Raw genomic sequence first — 18,828 nt, 5'->3', positions numbered from 1 at the left:
TAAAACATGTTCAAAAATCTGTTCTTTTAGGAGTATATTCAAAAAGTACGGCTTTTAAATTATATAACTCAAGGTACTTTATTTTCGATAAAAATGTTTTTTAATATTATAAATACTATTTTTATAAGTTTTTATCCTATAGAATTGGTCAGGAGAAAATACTAGAAGATTAAATAACTGTTTGATCTTCTAGTATAATTTTATTTCTTCCACCATTTTTTGCTTCATATAAAAGAATATCCGCTTTTTGTAAAGCACTTTCATAATCTTTATGGTCATTTCTTAGAACAACACCTGCTGAAAAGGTAACTTTTATCTTTTTGTTTTTATGGTTAAAAGTATTTTCATTTACTATTTTCTTTATTCTTTTTAGATATTGTAAAACTTCTCTTCTAAGTTTATATTCAACAGTAGCTACAAACTCTTCTCCACCATATCTAGCTAAGATATCATTCTCTCTAGTTTGACTTTTCAATATCTTTGAAAATGTTTTTAATACAGTATCTCCACCATCATGTCCATAGGTGTCATTTATGCTTTTAAAGTGGTCTAGGTCAAAGAAAACGATAGCGTATTGGATATTTTCTCTTTCAAAGTTTTTATCTATCATTTTTATTTCAGTATCATATGCTCTTCTTGTAAGTAATCCAGTAAGATGATCAATTACGGCTTCTTTTTTAGCTTCTATTAGCTGAGATTCTAAAACATTGACTTTGTTTTCTAATACCTTTACATGGTCTTCACCAGTAGATAGTTTTTTGTTTACTTCATTCATCTCTGATTCTATACTTGAAGCTGCATTTATAAGTTTACTTTGCAAATCTACTAAATCTGAAACACTACTGTCTTTTAAATCAATTGATTCAAGTTCATCTTTAATATTTGTAACATTACTAGAGCTATTTTGGTTATTGTTAATTGCTTCTTTTAAATGTTTACCCATAAGCGTAACAAGTTTTGCAATATCTGCCGTTTTTTCTTTTAATAGATTTTGATCAGTTGTAAATCTATTTTCTAGAAGTTTTTGCATCTCTTTTTGGATATCTTCTTCAAATATTAGTTCAGGTGAATCTCCAATTTTAATAGAGAAGTTTGTTAATTGTTCATCAAGGTGAATATTGATAGAAGGTGATAAAGCTTGTTTGATAATAGAAGCTAAAGTTGAGACATTTTCTATATGAACTCTTTTTAAAAGCAATCCAATTAACTCTTCAAAAGTTTGAATATTATTTGCTTTTAATTCTGTTTGTTCACCAGGAGTTAATTTACTAACTAACTCTTTAAACAAATTACAATCATCTATTTTTTCATTTTGACTTTTTGCTACATTACAAAACTCTTTATTGTATTCATTTGGAGTAGGTTGTATTTTTCGCTCTTTTAATACTTCCAATGTTTTTGTAGCAATCTTCTCAATAGTTGTCATGAGTTTTCCTTATATTTTATGCTAAAAGCTTTTTTACCATTTCACTTATTCTTTTCCCATCAGCAACACCTGCAAACTTTTTGCTAGCACTACCCATTACTTTTCCCATATCTTTTATTGATGTTGCTCCAACTTCTGATATAAGCTCTTTCATTCCAGCTTCTAGTTCTGCATCACTTAATTGTTGTGGTAAATAAGCTTTGAAAATATCTATTTGTTCTTGTTCTACTTCAACTAGATCATCTCTTCCAGCATTTTTGTATTGAATTGCTGCTTCTTCTCTTTGTTTTATACCTTTTTGTATAAGTTTAATAACATCTTCATCATTTAAGTCTTTTCTCTCATCTACTTCAATTTGTTTAATCATTGTATTAATAGCTCTTATAGAATCTCTTTTTACAATCTCTTTTGATCTCATAGCATCTTTTAAGTCTGATTTTAGCTGTTCTTTTAAACTCATATACAAAGTCCTTTTATAATTTATAATTTTATTTTCTATTGTAGCAAACTAAGAGTTAAAACTCTCTATCATCTCTTCTAGTTCTAAGTACCTTTCAACTTTTTCCTCATAAATACTTTTTACTTCTTCTAACTCTTGAGAAATAGCTACTATACCTTTTTGTTCATAGCAAGTTGGATTTGATAAACACTGAGTAATCTCTTCTATTTTTAGCTCTAAATCCTCAATCTCATTTGGCAGGTTATCATAATCCCTTTGGTCTTTATAGCTTAGTTTTGTTTGCTTTTTTGGTGTAGAGTTCTTTGTTTGATTATTTTGTGTTTTAGTAAACTCTTTATCCAAATCATTTAACTCTTTTAACTCTTTTTCTATTTCAAGATACTCTGTATATGGTTGAAAAGACTCAAAAATCTCACCACCATGTCCTTTAAATACAAAAAGTTTTTTAGCAATTTTATCTACAAAATATCTATCATGAGATACAAATATAAGTGCTCCTTGGAAGTTTTGTAAATACTCTTCTAAGATGTTTATGGTTGGGATATCTAAGTCATTTGTTGGCTCATCTAGAACCATACAATCAATATCTTTAGTAAACAGTAGTGCAAGAGCAACTCTGTTCTTTTCTCCACCACTTAGTACTCCAACTTTTTTATCCAAATATTCCCTTGGAAATAAAAAGTTTTTAAGATAACCATAAACATGGAGGTTTCTTCCATCTGCTAGAACAACTCTATCTCCACCATTTGGACAAAATGTTTCCATAAGATTTCTACTATCATCTAACATCTCTCTTTGTTGGTCAAAGTATCCTATTTTGAAATCACCTTTTTTAAAGCTTCCACTATCAATTTGTAGTTTATCCATAAAGATTTTTAGCATAGTAGATTTTCCAGTACCATTTGGTCCTACTATTGCTATGGTGTCTTTTTGCAAGATTCTAGTTGTGAAGTCTTTTATTAATAGTTTGTTTCCAAGTGTTTTTGAAATGTCATCTAGTTCAAAAAGCATTTTTCTTTTGTTTTGTATTTTTGCTTCTTCACTACTGTTAAATGCTTTTTGTTCCCTTTGCAGTTCTACACTCATCTTTTTGATAAGGGATGGATTTGATTTAGCTTTTTTCTTTAAATCAAAATATTCTGATTTTCTTCTTTCATTTCTTTTTCTTCTTGCGCTTATTCCATGTTGCATCCAATAAGCTTCTCTTTTAACCATTCTTATTAGATTGTGATGCTCTTTTTCCATGTTTTCAAGCATTTGTTGCTTTTGTTCTAGATAACTTGTATATCCGCCTTTGAACTTTTTAATTTCACCATTTTCTACTTCTACTATTTCAGTTGCGATATTATCTATAAAATACCTATCATGTGAGATAAAGATAAGAGTAAAGTTGTTTTTGATAAGTAACTCTTCAAGAAACTCCACCATATAAACATCAAGGTGGTTGGTAGGCTCATCTAGTAATAAAACATCAGGTTTTCTCAAAAGCAACCCAGCCAGACTAACTCTTCGCTGCTCTCCTCCACTTAAAAGATTTACATCTTTATGTTCAAACTCTTTTAACTGAAACTCTATTAATACTCTCTCAATTAGATTATCCAAGTCCCAAGCGTTGTGAAACTCTAAAAAAGTTGCAAGCTCACTTTGTCTGTGTAAAAGTGTCTCATTTTCATAATCAGTCATTAGTTTGTGAGATATTTCTTCATACTCATCTTTTGCACTTTTTACTTCCACAAGTTGTTCTTCAATGGCATCTCTTACCATTAGATTAGCTTTGAATTTAGGTTGTTGGGCAAGCATCTCTATTTTAAGAGATTTATCAATAGCTTTTTCTCCACTATCAACTTCCACTTCTCCTGTGATGATTTTAAGAAGTGTTGATTTTCCTTGACCGTTTTGTCCAATGACAGCGATTCTCTGTCCTTGGTTTAGTGTAAAGTTTACATTTTTAAGTATTACTTTGATGTCGTATTGTTTTGAAATGTTTTGTAAGTCTATTAATGCCATATGAGTTTTAAAATCCTATATATTGTTTATAATTTTAGATAGATATAATATCTAAATATGTGTTATATAGTGCTTTTTGTTTTTATAAGGATATTATGAAAGAATTATATAAATAAAATATTTCTTAAATATCTGACGGGCTTCGCTCTTTGGGTTCCCTCACTTATTATTTATCTTTTGTCTGTACCAGAATTTAGTCACTTCGTCCCGGCATCTGAGTTACAAAACTTATAAATAAATGTGCATTTAGCACATTTATTTACTCAAACAGTTGTAACTCTTTTCCGAAAAGAGAAATAAACCTTCGGCTTAACGCACGAAGTTTGCCTTGTGCATTTAGCACAAGTTTTCCCCTGTTTCAATGTTGGAGATAAAAGGTGGGATAAGGACATTTGCATTTTTGATTTGTTTAGGTTTCTAACTTTACTTATGATAGTTCAAACTTTCATTCTTCCCAGACTTTGATGAAGCCGGAAGTTAGATGTTTATTTTCGGTTACGCCCGAAACTGTTTGAATGTTAAGAAGAGTGCTAAATGCACTCTTTAGTGAGTTTTGCAGGGCAGAAAATAAATATATAACTGGAGGAAAGCTTTGCCTTCATCAACTCGTCTGGTTGCTTTTTGTCTTACTTTTTACAACTAAAAAGTCAGAAAGCGAAGAACTTGTTCTTCAAGAGAGAACACGTAAGTTTAATTCCCTAATCAAACTTCTTAAAATCATCATCCTCGCTCCCATCTTTTTTTCTATGTTTATACTTCCACATAGTTATAAAGTATCTCACACTAGCAAGACTTAAGAAAAAAGCTATTATAAACATAGCAAGATAAATCAATGCAAAAACTATTTCCATTTTCTATCCTTTCTATATTCTTTTTCTTTAGTATAACAAAAATCTTAAAAGATTGAAAATTATCCTTTTGTAGTGTGTATAAATACTCCATTAAAATCTGTTGGAGGCTCTTTTATATAGTGTTCACATCTTTGTATATAAATATCATAAATATTTTTATTTGATTTATCTTCCCAGTTGTTAACATCTTTAAAAATCTCTAAAGCTTCTTTAAATTTTGCAGTTTTATAAAGCTCAATTGCTTTGTGATAAAGTTCGAGTTCATCTTTAAGTCTTTGTTTTGATGTTTTATAAAGTTTATGTTCACTTTCGTCCCTATCATAATCATGAATTTGCCATATTGCAATAGGTTCACTTTTCCCTTTTACAGTCACTAAATCTATAAATCGATATATATAACTGCCTTTTAGTTGCTCTTTTGTAAAGCTTGAAATATTACATTTTGAGTTATAGTATTTACAAAGTGATTCAAGTCTTGCACCTAGGTTTACAGGGTCACCAATAACAGTATAATCACTTCTTTGGCTACTTCCCATTTCTCCTGCAACTGCAACACCCGTATTTAATCCTATACCAATCTCTATTGGGTCAACTCCCATCTTATCACTCATCTTTACAGTATTTTCAAATCTTGGGTCTTGTCTTACTTTCTTATTTAATTCATCTATTAAGTGAAGTTGATTTAGGGTTGCTATAACAGCTCTTTCTGCATGGTCTGGAACATTCCCTGGTGCATTCCAATATGCCATAATAGCATCACCGATAAATTTATCAACTGTACCTTTTTCTTTTATAATTATATCAGTCATTGGGTCCATATATTCATTTAAGAACTCAATTAATACAGTTGCATTAGGCATAGATTCAGATATGTTTGTGAAGTTTCTTACATCACTAAAAAACACCGTAATCTCTTTTTGAGTAGCTGAAAATGTACTATTATTTGGGTCTAATAAAAGACTATCCATAACCTCTTTTGATACTTTAGAAGCAAACTTCTTCTTGATAGCCTCTTCTTGTTTAATCTCAAAAAAGTAATCAAGTAGTGTAGCAATAACAGCAGATGCTACAATTGTTATTAGTGGATAAAAAATATTAAAAACTAAGCCTTGGCTAAATAGAGCATAATAAACCCCATATAGTGTAGTTCCTAGAAATATTATAGTAATAACAGGATTATACCAAAAAGGTGTAAATGTAATAGCTAACATAACCACAATTGATAGGGCAAAAATAATTGCTAAGTTTGCACCATCAATCCATGAAGCTTTATAGATAAAGTCACCAGTTATAATATTGTCTACCACATTTGCATGTACTTCAACTCCTGGATAAACTGACTCAAAAGGAGTTGCTCTTAAGTCAAGTAGTCCAGCAGCAGAAGTTCCTACTAATCCAACTTTTCCTTCTATATACTCTTTGTCAAATTTATCATTATATATATCTAAAGCAGAGATATATTTAAAGTTTTTCTCTTTTCCCCTAAAGTTTACTAGTATCCTACCATGTCTATCAGTTGGAATGGTGATATTATTTAGCTTTACATTCTTAACTCCATATGGGTCATAATTAACATCTACTCGTTTTGTATCCGTGATAATTCTCAAAATCTCTAAAGCCAAAGATGGATAGATAGCATCATCATATGAAATGATTAAAGGTACACTTCGTATAATCCCTGATTCATCTGGAATATTATTAAAAAAGCCACTAGAGTATGCATTGTCTTGTACTATTGGGATATTTAAAATAGTTCCAGTAGCTGTGATAAGGTAGTTTTGCTCAGGGTTTTTATTTCTCTCTACAAAAATTGCAGGAATAGAAGGGGCATCTTTGCTTACGTGTTCATTATCTTTTTCTAGTTCAAACTGATAACCCAAGATTGTTGGTGTAGTAGCAACAGTTTTTGCAAATATTTCATCATGATTTGGAATATTGTCCATTTTTACATTATATTGATTAAGTATTTTATGTGGAGAGGTTCTATCTTCTTCTGCAAAAACAACATCAAATGCAATGAGTCCAACTCCTGCATTTGTGAGGTTTTCTAGGATTTTTGATATTTTGTCCCTTGACCAAGGCCATTGACCTAAGGCTTGTAAAGATTTTTCATCAATATCAACAATAAAAACAGTTTCATTATTTGGGATTTCACCTCTTATTTTAAAAAGTGTATCTCTTAAGTTACTATCAAATGATTCTGGCAGTTGTGGAAAAAATATATAAGTAAAAGATAAAAATATTGAAAGTACTAAAGAAAGAGTAGAGTATAAAAGTGTTTTTTTTATAAATTTATTTTTCATAATACTTTATTTACTTAATGTAAATCATGCTCCTCATCATTTGACTCAAAATCATCATAGGGATCCATATGGATGTTGATTATCCAATTTTTCTCTTTGTCTATTTTTCTGATTTTATTCTCTATTTTATCTGATATCTTATGAGCTTCCATTAGTGTAATAAGACAATCAAAAACTAAATGCACTTCAACAAATATTTTATTTCCAACTTCTCTTGTTTTTAGAAGGTGTAGATTATTTACTCTATCTTCTGATATAAGTATTTTTTCTAGTTGTTTTACTGTTGTTTGGTCAACTGCTTTATCAAGTAAAACTAAAACACCATTTTGAATAAGCTCATAAGCTGAGTAGATAATATATAATGAAATAGCACCACCTATTAAGACATCAATTATCTCATATCCTGTAAAGTTTACCAATACCAAAGAAGTCAATACTGCAACATTTGAATATACATCTGTTTTGTAGTGTAGGGCATCAGCTTTTATCACCATACTGTTTGTTTTTTTAGATACATAGTTTAGGTATATTACTAAGCTTACAGTTATAACTAAAGAGATAATCATTACAGTCAATGACTCTTCAAGGTACTTTGAAACCTCACCATTAATAGCTTTTTCAATAGCTTGATATAATAAAAAAAGCCCAGATAGAGTAATAATCGTACCCTCAATAACAGAAGCTAAGGCTTCTATTTTACCTCTACCATAATTAAAATACTTATCAGCTGGTTTTTCTGCATTTGATATAGCAAAGTAGTTAAATACAGATACAAACATATCCAAAACTGAATCAACAGCAGAAGCTAAAACTGCAACTGACCCACTTGCAATTCCTACGACTAATTTTATTAGTGTAAGAATTGCAGCAACGCTAGATGAGACAACCGTTGCTTTTTTTTGAAGAGTCATTATTTAGTAGTTCTCGTTAACAAACTCTTCTATTCTAGTAATACCTTTTAAAATAGAATCTAAATCTGTAGCAAAAGAGAATCTAAAATACCCTTCTGTACCAAATGCAAGACCTGGTACTACTGCTACGCCTTTTTGCGAAAGTAAGTCTGCACAGAATTTCATAGAATCAAAAGTTAGGTCTTTGATATTTACGAAAAGATAAAAAGCACCATCAGGTATAACACAAGAGATACCTTTAATAGAGTTAAACTTTTCAACTGCAATATCTCTTCTTTTTTCAAACTCTTTTCTCATGATTTCAATTGTATCATCAGCTTCACCCTCTAAAGCACAGATTGCTGCGTGTTGAGTGATTGAGTTTACGTTTGATGTAACTTGACCTTGAAGTTTAATCATAGCTTTTACTAAGTTTTTTTGAGGAGTTGCAAGATATCCAAATCTCCACCCTGTCATAGCAACTGCTTTACTTAGTCCATTTATTGTAACTGTTCTTTGAAACATATCTTCACTAACTTCTGCTACTGCACAGAACTCTTTGCCATCATACATGATCTTCTCATACATTTCATCAGAGAAAACTAAGATATCAGTTCCTTCTAAAACTTTTCCAATGGCAGTTAATTCTTCTCTTGTATAAACAGCACCAGTTGGGTTTGAAGGTGTATTTAATAATAAAACTTTTGTTTTATCCGTTATAGCTGCTTTTACTTGGTTAGCAGTTACTTTAAATGAAGTAGAATCATCTGTTTCTATAAAAACTGGAATACCATCTGAAAACTTTACTTGCTCAGGATATGTAACCCAATAAGGTGCTGGAATTATAACTTCATCATCTTTTTCAATTAGTACTTGAAAAAGATTAAATAAAGAGTGTTTTGCACCATTTGAGATTATGATTTCATCTAAATCATAATTTAGTCCATGGTCCCTTTTTAGTTTATTAATAATTGCTTTTTTAGTTTCAGTGATACCTTCAACAGCGGTATACTTAGTATGTCCGTCTTGAATCGCTTTAATTGCCGCTTGCTTTACTATATCAGGCGTGTTAAAATCTGGTTCACCAGCACTAAAACTTAGAATGTCTTTACCTTGTGCTTTAAGTTCTCTTCCTAAAGCGGTAATAGCCATTGTAACCGACGGAGATAAGTTCTCCATTCTATTTGCAATTTTCATCATTTTCCTCAATGTAATTTTTATTATATTACAATATAATAGTATGTGGATTTTATCAAAAATATACTTAAGGATAATTTTGGAGTTTAAAGTTTTACTAGATGAAAAAGAAGTAGATGCAAAATTAATAAATAAAAAAAATGTTAGACATTGCTATTTGAGAATTATTGAGAATAATTTTATTCAAATTACTGCAAATAAATATTTTTCTTTAGATGATGCAAAAGATTTGATTTTAAAAAAAGAAGATTGGATATTAAAACATCTAAATAAAAAAAGTGCAACAATATCACAAGAGCAATTTTATTATTTGGGTGAGAAGTTTGAAAAAAAAGATTTTGAAGATTTTGATTTGATAAAATTTTATAAAAATAAAGCCCCTTTTATAATAACTCCAATAGTTAATAATCAAGCAAACATAATGCAACTTTTTCCAAAAGTAGTAAAATATAGAAACAACAAATCAAGATGGGGTTCTTGTTCCCATGACAACACTATAAATCTAAACTTAAACTTGCTGAAATTTCCAGCAAGTGTTATAGAGTATGTAGTAATTCATGAATTATCACATATAAAACACAAAAATCATTCTAAAAAGTTTTGGGATTTGGTTGAAAAGTATTGTCCAGACTACAAAGAGTGCGAAAAAAAGCTTAAGAGCTTTTAATTACTTTTCTAATTTCTTCAAATTTATTTCGTAGTTTTTCATCTTTGCAAAAGTTCTCAAAGATACCATGAGCACGCTCTATATAAAAATCTTTTTGTTCATGAACTTCTTCTTTTTTTTCAATAACATTAGTTACGAAAAACTTTATATCATTTACATTTGCAATATTTGCTTTTTTTAAAAGTGATTTTATCAAACTCTTGTTATACTCAAATTCCATTTTATAAACAGGATGTGTTAATACGAAAAAAAGAGTTTGGTTTTTTATATAACCAAATTTTATACCTTTTTTTAGTTTAAGAGGTAAGGCATTAATTAGTCTTTCTATAGTAATATTGGTATTAATTTTTTTAAATTCAGGATAATATTTCAAATGAGTAAGAATTTCGTTAGCATTTTTCATGCAATAATTATAACACTATTTATATTAAGTTTTTCAGGGTGTGGTTATAAGGCGCCACCTGTCTATGTTGATGATACAAAAGAGGTATCATCTAAGTGATTTACGACTACGTTATTATAGGTTCTGGAATTGCTGGATTAAATGCAGCAAGACTTATCCCTAAAGATAAAAAAGTACTACTTTTGGCTAAAAAATCCCCTTGGGAGTGTAATACTTTTTGGGCACAAGGTGGAGTTGCCTTTGCTGTTGATAAAGAGGATATTCCTGTACATATTGAAGATACTTTAAATGCAGGTGTTCACCACAACAATATAAATGCAGTAAAACTTTTAAGTGAAAAATCAAACGAAGCAGTAAAAGATATAATAAATTCAGGATTAAAGTTTGATTTAAATGCAAAGGGTGAAATAGCCCTTACAAAAGAAGCAGCTCATAGCAGAAGTAGAATCATACATGCTGATGGTGATGCAACCGGTAGAATGATACATATGTTCTTAATCGAACAATTCCCCCACGAACTCGTTACAAATGTTGTAGTAAGTGATTTACTTATCAAAGATGATGTTTGTTATGGTGTCCAGTATTTTGTTAATGAAATAGAAGAAAAAGTTGTTTATGCACATAACACTATCATTGCAAGTGGTGGAGTTGGTTCTTTATATAAATATCATACAAACTCTACTTCAATCTCTGGGGAACTTCAAGGTATTTGCTTAGAAAAAGGAATATCTTTAAAAGATATGGAGATGCTTCAGTTTCATCCCACAGTTGTAAGAGGAACTCACTTTGCTAGAAAACCTCTTTTAAGTGAGGCTTTAAGAGGTGAGGGTGCTTTTATAGTAGATGAGGATAATAGAAGATTTTTATTTGATTATCATGAAGATGGAGAGCTAGCTCCTAGAGATATAGTAAGTCGTGCGATATTTGATTATGCAACAAAAACAGGTAAGGGTGTATTTTTATCGTTTAAAAACTTTAAAAAAGAGTTTTTTAAAAAAAGATTCCCAAACATTTATGCAAATCTAAAAGACCTTGGCTTTGAATTACCTTTTGAGGACGTACCGATTTCACCAGCTTTTCACTATACAATGGGTGGAATACCTACAAATCTAGATGCACAAGTATCAGGTATGAAAAACCTATATGCAATAGGTGAGTGTGCTTGTACTGGAGTTCATGGAGCAAATAGACTTGCTTCAAATTCACTATTAGAAGGTATAGTATTTTCTAAAATTGCAGTTGAACATAGTCTAAAGAGTCATTTTGAGATAAAACAAAGCGATTACAACAAAAAGATATCTAAACATATAAGAAATAAAAACATTGATAAAGATATAAAAAACCTATTAAGAAAACTTATGTGGGAAAATGCTTCAATAGTAAGAAATGAATCGAATTTGCGTACAGCATTGACACAAATCGAAACATTTTTAAAAGAAGATGTTGGTAGATTATTGTTTTTAAGATTGCTTACGGCAAAATCTATTTTGACTAGTGCTCTTGAACGTAAAAGTTCACTTGGCGCTCATTTTATCAAGGAGAATTAATGCTAAAAAGTTTAGTATCATTACTTTTAATTTCAGTTGCTGCTTTCGCATCAGGTGGAGGAGGGGAAGCTCACGCTAATCCTGACTTAACTATGACGTGGGTAGGAATTTCATGTTTATTAATATTTATTGTTGGTTATTATTTTGTTGCGGCGGAAGAAAAATATGCTATTGATAAGGCAAAACCTGCTTTATTAATTGGTACATTGATGTTTATGTTAGTTGCTGTATATTATGCAATGAACGGCTTAGATATGAACTCGGTTCATACACAAGCACAACATCTTATTTTAGAAATTGCGGAAATCTTTTTCTTCTTATTTGTTGCTATGACTTATATTGAGTCATTGATTCATATGGGAGTATTTGATAGATTAAAATATAATCTAGTTTCAAAAGGTTTTACGTATAGAAAACTTTTCTGGGTAACAGGGATTATTGCATTTTTCCTTTCACCTATAGCAGATAATTTAACAACTGCTTTGATCTTATCAACAGTATTAATTACTATTGAAAAGACAAGAAAAGACTTCTTAGTTCCAGGTGCAATCAATATTGTTGTTGCTGCAAATGCAGGTGGTGCATGGTCTCCATTTGGTGATATTACTACACTTATGGCATGGACAGCAGGGAAAGGTTCTTTTACAGACTTTATGTTCTTATTCCCAGCTTCTATTCTTGGGTATTTTGTTACTGCAATTATATTAGTTAAATTTGTTCCTAATGAAGTACCAGCTTTTGATGCTTCAAAAGAGAAAAAACCAGAAATGGCAGCAGGTTCAAAAGTAGTTATGGGTCTTGGTGTATTTACGATTTTCTGTGCTGTAATGTCTCACCAAGTTTTACATTTACCTGCAATGTGGGGTATGATGTTTGGTCTATCATTACTTAAAATCTACTCTTATGGTTTAAAGAAAAAATATGGTTCTGACCATTTCAATATTTTCCACTCAATGGCAAAAATTGAAAACAACACCTTAATGTTCTTCTTTGGTATTTTAGCAGCAGTTGGTGCTTTATACTTTATAGGTTGGTTAGCATTAGCCGCAGTGGTTTATGATCCAAATGTTTTAGGCCCAACATGGTCAAATATTGGGGTAGGATTCTTATCTGCAATCGTTGATAATGTTCCTGTAATGTCAGCAGTTCTTAAAGCCTCTCCAGAAATGGGACTTGACCAATGGATGTTAGTAACTTTAACAGCTGGTGTTGGTGGATCTTTAATCTCATTTGGTTCTGCTGCAGGTGTTGGTGTTATGGGTAAACTTCATGGTATATATACGTTCGGTGCTCATATGAAATATTCTTGGACTATTTTAATAGGATATATTGTATCAATTGCTGTTTGGTATGTACAATATGAAGTTTTAGGTTTTTATCACGTTGGATAAAACATCTAATATAATTGATTAAATAAAAGGGCTACTAAGGTTTTACTTGGTAGCCCTTTTTTATTCTATTTTAAGGAGTTTTGATGTTTTCTTGGATTTTTAAAAGTTCTAAAAAAGAAAAATTTAAAAGAGCTAGAACTTATGTATGTAAACATTGCAAACATAGTTGTGAAGGCTGTGATACGATGTTTTGTTATTCATGCTATAGCAATCCTGGAAACCCTTGTCCCAAATGTGGGAAAACAAATCTTCAAGAAATAGAAGATGAAAAAAACACTTAACCAATTTTTTACAACTATTTAGATAAAATCCCTGATTAAAAATTGTAATATGCAAACACAAATAAGTGTGAAATAAGAAGGAAAATAACAAATGAAACATGTACCTATTGTTGTATTAGATTTCGGTAGTCAATATACTCAAATCATTGCAAGAAAACTTAGAGAGTCTGGTGTTTATTCAGAAATTGTACCATATAGTGAAAGTATAGAAGATATAAAGGCTAGAACACCAAAAGGTATAATTTTAAGTGGTGGACCAGCTTCTGTTTATGCTAAAGATTCATATCATCCAGATAAAGAGATATTTGAGCTTGGATTACCTATTTTAGGTATTTGTTATGGTATGCAACTTATTTCTCAACACTTTGGTGGAAGTGTAATTCCAGCAGACCATCACGAATATGGAAAAGCAAAATTAAGTTTTGAAAAACAAAGTGATATATTTAGAGATACAACAGATGGGCAAACTGTATGGATGAGTCATGGTGATAGAGTTGAAAAAATCCCTGAAGGATTTGAAAAAATAGCTACAAGTGAAAACTCACCATATGCAGCAATTGCTGATTTGGATAGATTGGTTTATGCTTTTCAATTCCATCCAGAAGTATATCACTCACAAGAGGGTGCAAAACTACTTAAAAACTTTGCAAAATATATTTGTGATTGTGAAAGTACATGGAACATGGGTTCTTTTGCAAAAGAACAAATCAAAAAAATACAAGACCAAGTTGGAGATAAAAAAGTTCTTTGTGGAGTTTCAGGGGGAGTTGACTCTTCTGTTGTAGCTACACTTTTAGCAGAAGCAATAGGTACTCAAGTTATACCTGTATTTGTTGATAATGGACTTTTAAGAGCAAATGAAAGAGAACAAGTGGAAGCTATGTTTAAAGCTCGTGGTGTACCTTTAATCACAGTAGATGCAAGTGAGCAGTTCTTGAGTAAACTAGCAGGTGTAACAGACCCTGAAACAAAAAGAAAAATCATCGGTGAAACATTTATCACTGTGTTTGATGAAGAAGCAAAAAAACATGATGGAATAGAGTTCTTAGCACAAGGTACACTCTATACAGATGTTATTGAATCTGTATCTGTAAAAGGACCTTCAAAAACTATCAAATCTCACCACAATGTAGGTGGACTTCCTGATTGGATGACATTTGATTTAATCGAGCCATTAAGAGAAATCTTCAAAGACGAAGTAAGACTTTTAGGACTTGAATTAGGACTTCCAAAAGATATGATTGGAAGACACCCTTTCCCTGGACCTGGACTTGCTATTAGAGTTATGGGAGATGTAAACAAACCAGACTTAGAGATTCTTAGAAAGGCAGATACTATTATGTTAGATGTTCTTTATGCAACTGGTCTTTATGACAAAACATGGCAAGCATTTACAGTACTATTAAACGTAAAATCAGTAGGTGTTATGGGTGATAATAGAACTTATGACAACACTGTTTGTGTAAGAATAGTAGAAGCAACAGATGGTATGACAGCTACATTTGCACATATACCACATGATATTTTGGAAACAATAAGTAGAAGAATTATCAATGAGGTTGATGGAATCAACAGAGTTGTTTATGACATCAGCTCAAAACCGCCAGCAACAATAGAATGGGAATAAAATAAAGCAGTATCTTTTAACTTGATACTGCGTCAAATAAGAAAATCAGCTCAATCACTTACTTCTTAGTAAGCTCAATCGCAGATTTTCTTCTCTTCCTTGTCTGAAACTAAAATCTACCGCTTTATTTACGATACTAATACTTTTAAAATAGAACAGTTAACCTAATCTCATCGTAAAATAACAATACAAACGAAAGTAAACATTAGCGATAGCAATTGAAAACAGATTTTTTGGTTACTTATTTTATCGCTGAAAAAAGTAACAAAGCGTGACCATGTAAGGGTACAAGAGAGATTTAATCTTTAATAATAAATTTGAGAAATCCAAAACTACGACTTAAATTCTAAATCTCCACTTTTAACTTTGTTAATTATAATATAATCAAAATACATGATCTATACATCACTACATAAAGGAGTATTTATGCATAGATTAAATTTAACTATTAATGAAAAAGAGATTTTATCAATATTGGAAAATGATGAATTTACTTCAAATGAAGATTTTAAAAGTTGACAGCAGAGGGGATATTTAAAAGTAGTGTAAATTATCTAACAAATAACAAGGCTATACTAAGAAAATACAGAATTTTTATCTTTTAAAGTTAGTTAAATTGTAAATAAGAAAGAGTAAATTTATTTCAGATAAGCTTTTATGATAAAGGCAATATAATTTTAAACATTGCTCCTGTATATTCAATACCTTCATATTCAAAAATATCATTATCTACACTTATTGCACCATTTAGATGTAGTTTTATAATCTCTTCACTCATGTACAATCCTATTCCTGTTCCTTGGGATTGGTGTTTTGTAGTAAAATAGGGTTCAAAGATTTTATCAATTATATCTTCAGGGATTCCACCTGCATTATCTTTGATTTTTATCGCAATGTTTTTTTCTTCTTTATAAATATTTATAATAATCAATCTTTTTTGATTTTTCAATTTTAATAAAGCATCTCTTGCATTATTTAAAATATTTATTATTACTTGTATAAGTTCATTTTCAATAGTTTTTATTTCAATATTTTCTATGTTTTGTATAATCTCTATTTCTTTTGATACAAATTGTGCCTCTATAATATTTAGTGTTTTATTAAAAGTATCAGCAAGATAACTCTTATTTACTTTGTTATTACTTGGATTGAAAAAGTCTCTAAAATCATCAATTGTATGAGATAAAAATTGAGCTGAATTATTGATAGAATCAAACACTGTATCTAGTTGTTTATCAGTTAAGCAATTCATTTCTCTTTGGAGTTTTGCTCCAGTTGAAGCTATTGAAATGGTAGATAATGGTTGTCTCCACTGATGTGCAATATTTCCTAGCATCTCTCCCATTGCTGCCATTTTACTTTGTTGCATAAGTAAGTTTTCTTGTTTTCTCTTATGGTCTTCATAATTAATAATAGTATTTATATATGCTTTAATTGTTTGGTCAATTTTAAATGATACAAATATAGCAATAATAATAGCAAATAAAGACAATATGGCAATCCACATAATTGTTTTAGTAATAGTATCTTTTGTATGGGTACTTACAGATTCCCTCATCTTAAGAATTTGTTTTTCTAAATCTTCATAGTAAAAGCCACTTGCGATTATCCAGTTCCAGTCTTCTTGAAGAAGAAAATAGGATATTTTTTCTGAAGGAACATTAGTAGATGGTTTTTTATACCAATATGATGAATACCCACTTCCTTTTTCTACGACTAATTCTAAAAAGTCTTTTTTGAATAGATTGCCTTTTATATCTTTTGTTTTAGTTGTAACTTTTTTTCCTTGCAATTCAGGTTTATTTGAGTTTAATAAAACTGTAGCAAATTCGTCTCCACCATTTTTATTATGTAAATCTAATATAACTATATAACTATCTTTTTGTTCATAAGAGATATTAGAAAACCTACTTAGTAACTCTTTCTTAACTTGCTTTTCAATAACATCAAGATACTCACCAAGACCTAAAACCAAATCAAGTGGTTCATATTTTCCTATACAAGTGATTTTAGGAAACTGTTCATCTTTTTTATCAGGTTTAAGAAAATATATTTTATTAAATCCTATTTTCTTCTTTTCTAATATTTTTGCATCAGTTTGCATAAGACTTCTACCTCTAGCGTCTCTAAAATTGGTCATATTTTTACCAATAAACTCCTTTAATGGGTGACCAAAAATAACCTTTGTTTTATTATCATACATAAAATAGTAATTACGATTGTTAAATTTAATCTCAGTTAAGGCTTGGGCTATTTTTTCTTTTATCTCTTCTTTATTATGACTATTTTTGTATTTATTGTGTATAGAACTAGCAATATTTAAAGCAACTTTTAATTTTTCTTTTAAAGCTATTTTTAGTCTTTCTTCCATTGATTTTATCTTAAACTTTATAGAATCATTTACAAAGTTAACATCTTTATAAACTTTTTCTTTTTGTCTTTGAGTATACAATAATGTAGTTTCTTGGATATTTTCTTCTGTATGAGTAGTAAACATATTTATTGATATGTATGAACTTACGCTTGCAATTAATACAATTGAGATAAGTACTAAAGATAGAATTGGGAATAAAAATCTTCTTGCTTTATATTTATTATTTTTCACTTAATTTATCCTAAAAGTAATTTTTACTCTTCAAGCAACTTTCATGATTATAACTAAAGTTTATGCTAAAGTAAACTTTCTTATAACTTTCTTATTGGGATACACCACAAGGCAAACCTTTCCCATGATTTAAACTTCTTTTGACTATAGTGTTTTTTCAATTATAAAATAAGTAGATATATTTTTATTTAAATCAAACCTACAAAAGGACATCAATAATGTCAGAAAAACTAAAATCTATGGACAGAGGTGCTTTGTTTATGCTCATCAGTGCTTTGCTAGGAGCGCTTAATGGAGCAGTTGCAAAACTGCTTTCTCAAAGTATAGACCCTCTTGAAATTGTATTTTATAGAAATCTATTGGGATTTATAATTATCCTTTTAACCCTTAAAAAATTCTCAGTTACAATAGATACTTCAAAACTTCATTTGCTTTTTTTAAGAGGATTTTTTGGAGCAGTTGCTATGGTGCTATTTTTTTATACTATTGCTACTATACCTTTAGGAGAAGCTGTGGTTTTAAATAAAACCTCGCCTTTTTTTGTAACAATACTTGCATACTATTTAATGAAAGAGACTATTAGCTTACGTACCTTTTTTGCACTTATTATTGGGTTTTTAGGGGTGTTATTTATTATGAAGCCATTTGGTATAGAGATTTCCTTGGAGCATATTTTAGGAGTCTTGGGTGGATTTTTTGCTGCAGCTGCATATGCCACGATTAAGAGAATCAAAGATATATATGATGCCCGAGTTATCATGCTTTCATTTATGGGAGTAGGTATGCTTATACCACTTGCACTTTCTCTTTTTACTCCCTTGGTAACTTTACAACTTTATACTAATCCAACTATTTGGTTACTGTTGGGTCTTATGGCAGTTATTTCTACAACTTCACAATGGTTTTTAACACGAGCATATAGTATAAGTAAAGCAAGTATTATTGGAGTGGTGAGTTATGCCAATATTCCTTTTGCTATTGGATTTGGTGTGATGCTAGGGGATCTTATGCCAGATATGTATACTTTTATAGGAATTGTACTTATTGTTGTTGGTGGTATTTTAGTTAGTAAAAAATAGTCTAGAAATCAAAAAAGATTGACACAAGGGCTTAAGATAAATCCTTATATATTTCACTTAAAATTTAAAAAATTAGACTTTAAAACAATTTATT

15 protein-coding genes are annotated in these 18,828 nt (G+C 30.1%); 6 read left to right on the top strand and 9 right to left on the bottom strand.

The annotated features are described in order from the left end of the window. Positions 1-169: 169 nt before the first annotated feature. From ACNI28_RS01390 to ACNI28_RS01360, 7 genes are all read right to left on the bottom strand, one after another. Entirely contained in the window at positions 170-1,426 is a 1,257-nt protein-coding gene (locus ACNI28_RS01390; RefSeq protein ID WP_419765070.1) for a GGDEF domain-containing protein, read from the bottom strand. A gap of 16 nt (positions 1,427-1,442) precedes the next feature. Beyond that, positions 1,443-1,886 carry a GatB/YqeY domain-containing protein gene (locus tag ACNI28_RS01385; RefSeq protein WP_419765069.1) on the bottom strand — a complete coding sequence of 148 codons (444 nt, stop codon included), beginning with the start codon at positions 1,884-1,886 and terminating at the stop codon, positions 1,443-1,445. A gap of 48 nt (positions 1,887-1,934) precedes the next feature. Further along, the gene (gene abc-f, locus ACNI28_RS01380; protein WP_419765068.1) at positions 1,935-3,893 is read right to left on the bottom strand and encodes a ribosomal protection-like ABC-F family protein; all 1,959 of its coding nucleotides are present in this window, start codon (positions 3,891-3,893) and stop codon (positions 1,935-1,937) included. Between the two features lie 698 nt (positions 3,894-4,591). Continuing rightward, positions 4,592-4,744: a hypothetical protein gene (locus ACNI28_RS01375; protein ID WP_419765067.1), complete on the bottom strand. Its 153-nt coding sequence runs from the start codon at positions 4,742-4,744 to the stop codon at positions 4,592-4,594. Positions 4,745-4,803: 59 nt separating this feature from the next. Next, a complete protein-coding gene (locus ACNI28_RS01370; RefSeq protein ID WP_419765066.1) occupies positions 4,804-7,047 on the bottom strand; it encodes a CHASE2 domain-containing protein in 2,244 nt (747 codons plus the stop codon). Positions 7,048-7,061: 14 nt separating this feature from the next. Then, positions 7,062-7,958, bottom strand: a complete 897-nt coding sequence (locus ACNI28_RS01365; RefSeq protein WP_419765065.1) for a cation diffusion facilitator family transporter — start codon at positions 7,956-7,958, stop codon at positions 7,062-7,064. A 3-nt stretch (positions 7,959-7,961) separates the two neighbouring features. Next, entirely contained in the window at positions 7,962-9,134 is a 1,173-nt protein-coding gene (locus ACNI28_RS01360) for a pyridoxal phosphate-dependent aminotransferase (protein WP_419765064.1), read from the bottom strand. Positions 9,135-9,213: 79 nt separating this feature from the next. Between ACNI28_RS01360 and ACNI28_RS01355 the strand changes: the two genes are divergently transcribed. Next, positions 9,214-9,801, top strand: coding sequence for a M48 family metallopeptidase (locus ACNI28_RS01355; protein ID WP_419765063.1), 588 nt, complete (start codon positions 9,214-9,216; stop codon positions 9,799-9,801). Here ACNI28_RS01355 and ACNI28_RS01350 read toward each other — a convergent pair. After that, positions 9,788-10,204 carry a DUF721 domain-containing protein gene (locus tag ACNI28_RS01350; protein ID WP_419765062.1) on the bottom strand — a complete coding sequence of 139 codons (417 nt, stop codon included), beginning with the start codon at positions 10,202-10,204 and terminating at the stop codon, positions 9,788-9,790. The two genes, ACNI28_RS01355 and ACNI28_RS01350, sit on opposite strands and share 14 nt — an antisense overlap. A 95-nt stretch (positions 10,205-10,299) precedes the next feature. Here ACNI28_RS01350 and nadB point away from each other — a divergent pair, with 95 nt between their 5' ends. The 4 genes from nadB to guaA all read left to right on the top strand — a co-directional run bounded on the left by nadB (position 10,300) and on the right by guaA (position 15,050). Beyond that, on the top strand, positions 10,300-11,751 hold the full coding sequence (gene nadB / locus ACNI28_RS01345; protein WP_419765061.1) for an L-aspartate oxidase: 1,452 nt from the start codon (positions 10,300-10,302) through the stop codon (positions 11,749-11,751). Continuing rightward, on the top strand, positions 11,751-13,142 hold the full coding sequence (nhaD, locus tag ACNI28_RS01340) for a sodium:proton antiporter NhaD (RefSeq protein ID WP_419765060.1): 1,392 nt from the start codon (positions 11,751-11,753) through the stop codon (positions 13,140-13,142). Before nadB ends, nhaD begins: the two co-directional genes overlap by 1 nt. An 83-nt stretch (positions 13,143-13,225) precedes the next feature. Continuing rightward, positions 13,226-13,423: a hypothetical protein gene (locus tag ACNI28_RS01335; protein WP_419765058.1), complete on the top strand. Its 198-nt coding sequence runs from the start codon at positions 13,226-13,228 to the stop codon at positions 13,421-13,423. A gap of 91 nt (positions 13,424-13,514) precedes the next feature. Further along, positions 13,515-15,050, top strand: coding sequence for a glutamine-hydrolyzing GMP synthase (gene guaA, locus ACNI28_RS01330; RefSeq protein WP_419765056.1), 1,536 nt, complete (start codon positions 13,515-13,517; stop codon positions 15,048-15,050). 655 nt (positions 15,051-15,705) lie between these two features. Here the strand turns inward: guaA and ACNI28_RS01325 are convergent. After that, positions 15,706-17,655, bottom strand: coding sequence for a sensor histidine kinase (locus tag ACNI28_RS01325; RefSeq protein WP_419765055.1), 1,950 nt, complete (start codon positions 17,653-17,655; stop codon positions 15,706-15,708). 218 nt (positions 17,656-17,873) lie between these two features. On the opposite strand from ACNI28_RS01325, the gene ACNI28_RS01320 reads away from it, so the two are divergent. Then, positions 17,874-18,734 (top strand): DMT family transporter, encoded by an 861-nt coding sequence (locus ACNI28_RS01320; protein WP_419765054.1) that lies wholly within the window; start codon positions 17,874-17,876, stop codon positions 18,732-18,734. Positions 18,735-18,828 lie beyond the last annotated feature (94 nt).

This window comes from Arcobacter denitrificans (SeqCode), assembly GCF_048571185.1.
Taxonomy (GTDB): Bacteria; Campylobacterota; Campylobacteria; order Campylobacterales; family Arcobacteraceae; genus Arcobacter; species Arcobacter denitrificans.
This window is presented reverse-complemented; position numbering and strand designations above follow the sequence as displayed.